Origin of the sequence: Veillonella dispar, assembly GCF_937975875.1 — a bacterium.
GTDB classification, from domain to species: domain Bacteria; phylum Bacillota; class Negativicutes; order Veillonellales; family Veillonellaceae; genus Veillonella; species Veillonella dispar_B.
The window spans coordinates 1-5,329 of record NZ_CALJSP010000052.1 but is presented as its reverse complement, the minus strand read 5'-3'; the positions used below and the strand labels follow the sequence as shown (position 1 = coordinate 5,329).

The window sequence follows — 5,329 nt, the reverse complement described above, 5'->3', positions numbered from 1 at the left end:
ACTGACGATCTTCGCCGTGACAGGGCGACATGTTAACCGCTACACCACGGGGCCGTATCCAAAGTACTTGCTTAGTATATCGGTTATCAGGACTTTTGTCAACACTATCCTACAATATTTTTGATGAATTCTTCTTCATCTTTTAATGTTGTGGATTCTTTATGTCCTGGGTCGATTATTAAATCCTTAGACAAAGTTAATATATACTTCAAACTATTAATCAAATCTTCTGGATTACTATTATAATTGTCAGTATTCCCTACATTTTGTTTGAATACAGTATCCCCTGAAAATAGATGTCCTTCAATTTCAAAACAAACAGAACCAGCACTATGCCCAGGTGTGTGATGGACAATAACTTCAAAGGGTCCTAATTGTAGTTTACCTATTACTAAATCGTTACAATTAGTATACATTTTCTTCTTGTAAACACTTGGTCTGCGACGAATTAATTGTAACAATTCTTGATCTAAAGGATGTAAATAAGCAGGAATATTATAATGCTCACATACCTCATCTAGAGCTGACACATGGTCACAATGACCATGTGTCAATAGAACTGCTATTGGTTCAGAATCCCCTACCATTTCAATGATATGCTTACTATGAAATCCAGGATCAATTATTAAAGATTTACCCTCTTTAACGAGTACGTAGCAATTCGCTTTATAAAGCCCTAGAGGGCGTTTTATAATATTCATATTATTCGCCCCCTATAGAATACGATACCGCTTGGAAGATTGTTTTTTTATAAAATACCCTTCCCAGAATTGAGGATGAAGCATAACAAGAATGGTAAATAATTCTAAACGCCCCAATATCATATCAACAATAGCTATACATTTTGCTGAGTCAGGCATAGCACCAAAGGAATCAGTGGGACCAAATCCACCAAAACCAAGGCCAATATTACTTAAGAATGCTGTTATCACTTGCATAGAATCATATGTGGATAAACCAGTGCAAGTCATCAAAAAGACAGAAATAACATAAATCATTAAGTATAAAAATAAAAATTGTTGTGTCATTTGAATCCACTTGGTAGGCATTGGTTTACCATTGATGCGTACAACTTGAACCATATCTGGATGAATCGATTTACGCAGATAAATGATACTACTTTTAATTAAAATAATGAGACGTATAATTTTAACGCCCCCTGTGGTAGAACCACTACAACCACCAAAAAATGATGAAATAAAGAGCATCATCTGAGCTGCAGCAGGCCATAAATCATAATCACTTACAGCAAATCCACTACCAGTTTGAATCGATACAAGATTGAAGGACGCATCCCTAATAATTTGTATTGGATCATTTATAGTAGATTGTAAGGCTAATGATAATCCAATAATTATAATGCCTATTAGAATTACAAGCCAATACATGCGTGTTTCAAAATCATCAATTAAAATACGAATCCCTTTATGAAGAGCATTATAGTATACAGAAAAATTTCCGCCTGCTAATATCATAAAGAATATAAATACAAAGCAAATATAGTTATTCTGCTCATAAACAAACGTACCAGCTGATGTAGGTGTAAAACCACCTGTAGATATAATAGAAAATGCATAATTAAGTGCATCAAATGGTTCGATTCCACCCGCCCATAGCATGAGGAAACAAACTCCAGTGAACACAATATATAACCGCCAAAGTTTTGTAGCCATTGATTGAATACGAGGCATAACTACACCTGGTTTTGGTACCGAAGCTTCTGCATTAAACATATGAGCTGCGTCAGCACCAAGATTTTTCAAGAAGGATAAAATAAGGACGATAATCCCCATCCCACCAATCCAGTGCATAAGTCCACGCCATAATACAAATGTATTCGGTAAATCATCTACACTATTAATAATAGTAGCACCAGTTGCAGTAATCCCAGATGTAGCTTCAAACAGCGCATCAAACACATTGACTAAAATACCACTACCAAGAAATGGTAAGGAGCCTAAGATAACGGTTAATATCCATGTAGCTGATACTACTAAATACCCATCGCGAAGACTAAAACTTTGACTTTCTTTGCCATAATAAGATAAAAGTCCACCTAAGCCGAATGAAATACCGGTGGTAATCAAAAATGACCAATATGCAGTTTCAAATACGACACTATATATAAAGGGTATCAATGTAAAAATCCCAAATATATATAATAGCCGCCCCACTAAGGACATGACAATTTGAATGCGCATAGTCCCTCCAAACTAGGTTAGATATTTAAGTAATTTACTTACTGATTCAGGTAACGCAAAGAGAACAATGTGATCTCCATCTAAAATCTCAGTATTACCACGTGGCACAATGGCTTCATCACCACGCAAAATAACACCTACTAAAGCCTTCCCTGGTAAACGTATATCTTTCAATTGTTTACCGGCTACAGGTGATTCACTTGTAATAGCAACCTCAATAGATTCCGCTTTCCCACCTTCAAAGGTAGAGATTGATAAAACACCTTCTCCGCTTCGAACAAAACGTAAAATTTGACTAGCTGTAAATAAACGTGGAGAGAATACGACATCAATGCCTACTTGTTCCATAAGCATAATGTATTCAGGTCGCCCTACACGTACTACAGTCTTAGGGATCCCCATATGTTTACCTACAAGAGCGACTAACAAGTTAAGCTTGTCATCATCCGTAAGTGCAATGATAACATCACTATCAGCAATCTCTTCTGCTTCTAAGAGATCGAAATCCGTAGCATCCCCATTAATAACAATTGTCTTATCCACAAGGTTTGCTAGCTGTTCACAACGGTCAAAATTCTTTTCAATAACTTTAACCGAAAATCCAGCTTGCTCCAAAAGGACCGTTAAATTTCTACCTAAAAGGCCAGCTCCAATGATAACAGCTCTTTTATAGAATGTATTATGATTATGGAACCAAAGACTTTCTACCTCTTCAACGGCTTCTTTCAAGCCTAAGAAGAATACACTATCATCAGGCTGTAGAATACTTTCACCATGAGGAATAATCATTTCACCATAGCGTAAAACACCTACTAGTAAAACACCTTCAGGGAATTTGATTTCTTTTAAAGGTTTTCCGATTAATGGAATATCATCTGTAATCTTAAATTCCATGAGGCGCACAGCGCCTTGACCAAAGTCCTCAACATCAATAGCTGAAGGCGTTTCTAAAATTTGTAAAAGCTCTTGAGCCGTAACCATTTCAGGATTAATGAACAAATCTACGCCTAATTTGGCACGCATCTCATCATCCATATGTTCTGCTACAGTATTATCCCGAACACGAGCAATCGTTGTAGGAACACCTGTCATTTTAGCTACAGCACAGGATAGCATATTTACTTCATCAGAATCGGTAACAGCAATAAACATTCCTACATCTTCCATACCGATTTCATTGAGCAATTGTATATCACTGCCGTTACCTTGAACAAGGCTAACATCTAAGGTATTTTCAAGATTTTGTATGCGTTCTGATGACCGATCGATAACGTACACATCATGATCATCTTGTATCAGGCGTTGTGCCAAGGAATAGCCAACCTTACCAGCACCTACAATGACAATTTTCATCGTCTTTATTCCTCTTCTTGTGATTCATTACTAACAGGAGGTGTCCATTGACGTCCTATTTCAGTTAATAATGTCCAACCATCATCTTGAACAATCTTTTTCTCTTTCATCAAATGCCCTAAAGCACGTTTAAACGCGGCTTTGCTGATGTTAAACTTATCTTTAATCAACATAGCAGAAGATTCATCACTATACGGCATCTTACCACCACGGTTAAGAAGATATTCCATAATAATATCTCCATCAGATATGAGGGCCTTTTCCTTGGTAGGGCGCATAGATACATTGATTCGGCCATCATCACGTTTAAAGGTAACGCGACCTTCAACCATCTCCCCAACCTTTAGTTTTCTCGTCATTTCTGAGCGATGTAAAAAGGCTATCCATCGTTCTGGAGTAATAAAGAATGCCCCATCACTAGTTAAGTTATAAATAGCACCCTTAACTAGTTGTCCTACCTTAGCCTCTGTAGCGGCCTTAGAAGCACGACGCATTTCATCATCTACATCCATAGATACTGCAAATCGACCAGATTTATCAGTATATAGGCGAACCCAAACCTTTTCACCAACTTGAGGACGTCCACGCATCTCAGCATGTGGCATAAAGATACCACGCTCAGTGCCAACCTCAACGAAACAGCCAAAGTTTGTAGTGTTGATTACCTCAACATAGCCAATTTGACCTACCTTCATCGCAGGTAAACGCATAGACGCAGTTAAACGTCCTTTTGGATCGCGATATAAAAATACCTCTACCTCATCACCAATAGCAACTGGAGATGTTTGTTGATCCTTATGAAGCAAAATATCATCATTTGTATTGCCTGTTTGACCATCTAGAAAGGCCCCTTGGTCACTAGTACGCAATACTTTTAATGTGGCAATTGTATTTTCCAACAATTCTGTAGCCATATTATACTCCTTCAAATGGAACTCGAACTGCATCATTCCACAACTCTTCTAAACCGTAGAATTCACGCAATTCATCACCACCAAAGACATGACAAATAACATCGCCAAAATCAAGTAAAATCCATTCCCCTTCACGGTAACCTTCTCTGTGGTTGACTGTCATGCCCAATTCTGCTGCTTTATCTTCCATTTCATCAGCAATACTTTGAGATTGCTTGATATTGTTCGCACTAGCAATTAGGAAGTAATCACCTAACATAGATACACCTTCTAAATCGAGGATTTCAATATCTCTACCTTTTTTATCGAAAGCAGCTTGTGCTAATTGTAATACGATTTCTTTAATTTCTTCTTTATTTTTCATACTATTCCCCTTTTACCGTTTTTTACTACTCTCATCACCAGGTTCTGTTGGCTTTGTAATAGTCCCACCATTATGTTCTGATTCTGGTGCAACCTTGGCTGTACTATTAGTTGGAGCTGTTACAAATTGTGTCGTTTCATTAGCTGGTAAATTTCCCATCGTAATGCCTACTAATCGTTGTGCTTCCGTAGGATTTACCTTCCAATATGTCATATCTCCTACTAGCTCTTTTTCTCCAGGAAGAATATAGAAGTGGATTTCTTCCTTATTGATTTTGCTAGCATTATATACAAGCTTAATAGCATCTAATGTAGAAATATTGCTATCATAATGATCCCAAATACGCCAAATATGCCATGCATTTGTTATAAAAAATGCATTATGCTCTTGTTCCACCCACAACTTTAAAAATCGCTCTTGTCGTTGCACACGAGTAAAGGTATCGTGTTTAGGATCAGAATATCGTAAATATGCTAAGGCATTATTACTATCTAATG

The 5,329-nt window shown here is 37.2% G+C and carries 5 protein-coding genes and 1 pseudogene; all 6 read right to left on the bottom strand.

From position 1 onward, the window contains the following. Positions 1 to 104 precede the first annotated feature (104 nt). A complete protein-coding gene (locus Q7P05_RS02630; RefSeq protein WP_295793409.1) occupies positions 105 to 701 on the bottom strand; it encodes an MBL fold metallo-hydrolase in 597 nt (198 codons plus the stop codon). 12 nt (positions 702 to 713) lie between these two features. Then, positions 714 to 2,201, bottom strand: coding sequence for a TrkH family potassium uptake protein (locus tag Q7P05_RS02625; RefSeq protein WP_303930280.1), 1,488 nt, complete (start codon positions 2,199 to 2,201; stop codon positions 714 to 716). Between the two features lie 12 nt (positions 2,202 to 2,213). Beyond that, positions 2,214 to 3,554 carry a Trk system potassium transporter TrkA gene (gene trkA / locus Q7P05_RS02620; RefSeq protein WP_303930279.1) on the bottom strand — a complete coding sequence of 447 codons (1,341 nt, stop codon included), beginning with the start codon at positions 3,552 to 3,554 and terminating at the stop codon, positions 2,214 to 2,216. Positions 3,555 to 3,559: 5 nt separating this feature from the next. Further along, positions 3,560 to 4,468 carry a S1 RNA-binding domain-containing protein gene (locus Q7P05_RS02615; RefSeq protein ID WP_039969222.1) on the bottom strand — a complete coding sequence of 303 codons (909 nt, stop codon included), beginning with the start codon at positions 4,466 to 4,468 and terminating at the stop codon, positions 3,560 to 3,562. A gap of 1 nt (position 4,469) precedes the next feature. Continuing rightward, positions 4,470 to 4,832, bottom strand: a complete 363-nt coding sequence (gene rsfS, locus Q7P05_RS02610) for a ribosome silencing factor (RefSeq protein WP_005386808.1) — start codon at positions 4,830 to 4,832, stop codon at positions 4,470 to 4,472. A gap of 12 nt (positions 4,833 to 4,844) precedes the next feature. Then, a pseudogene (locus tag Q7P05_RS02605) lies at positions 4,845 to 5,329 on the bottom strand (LytR family transcriptional regulator); the annotation flags it as partial.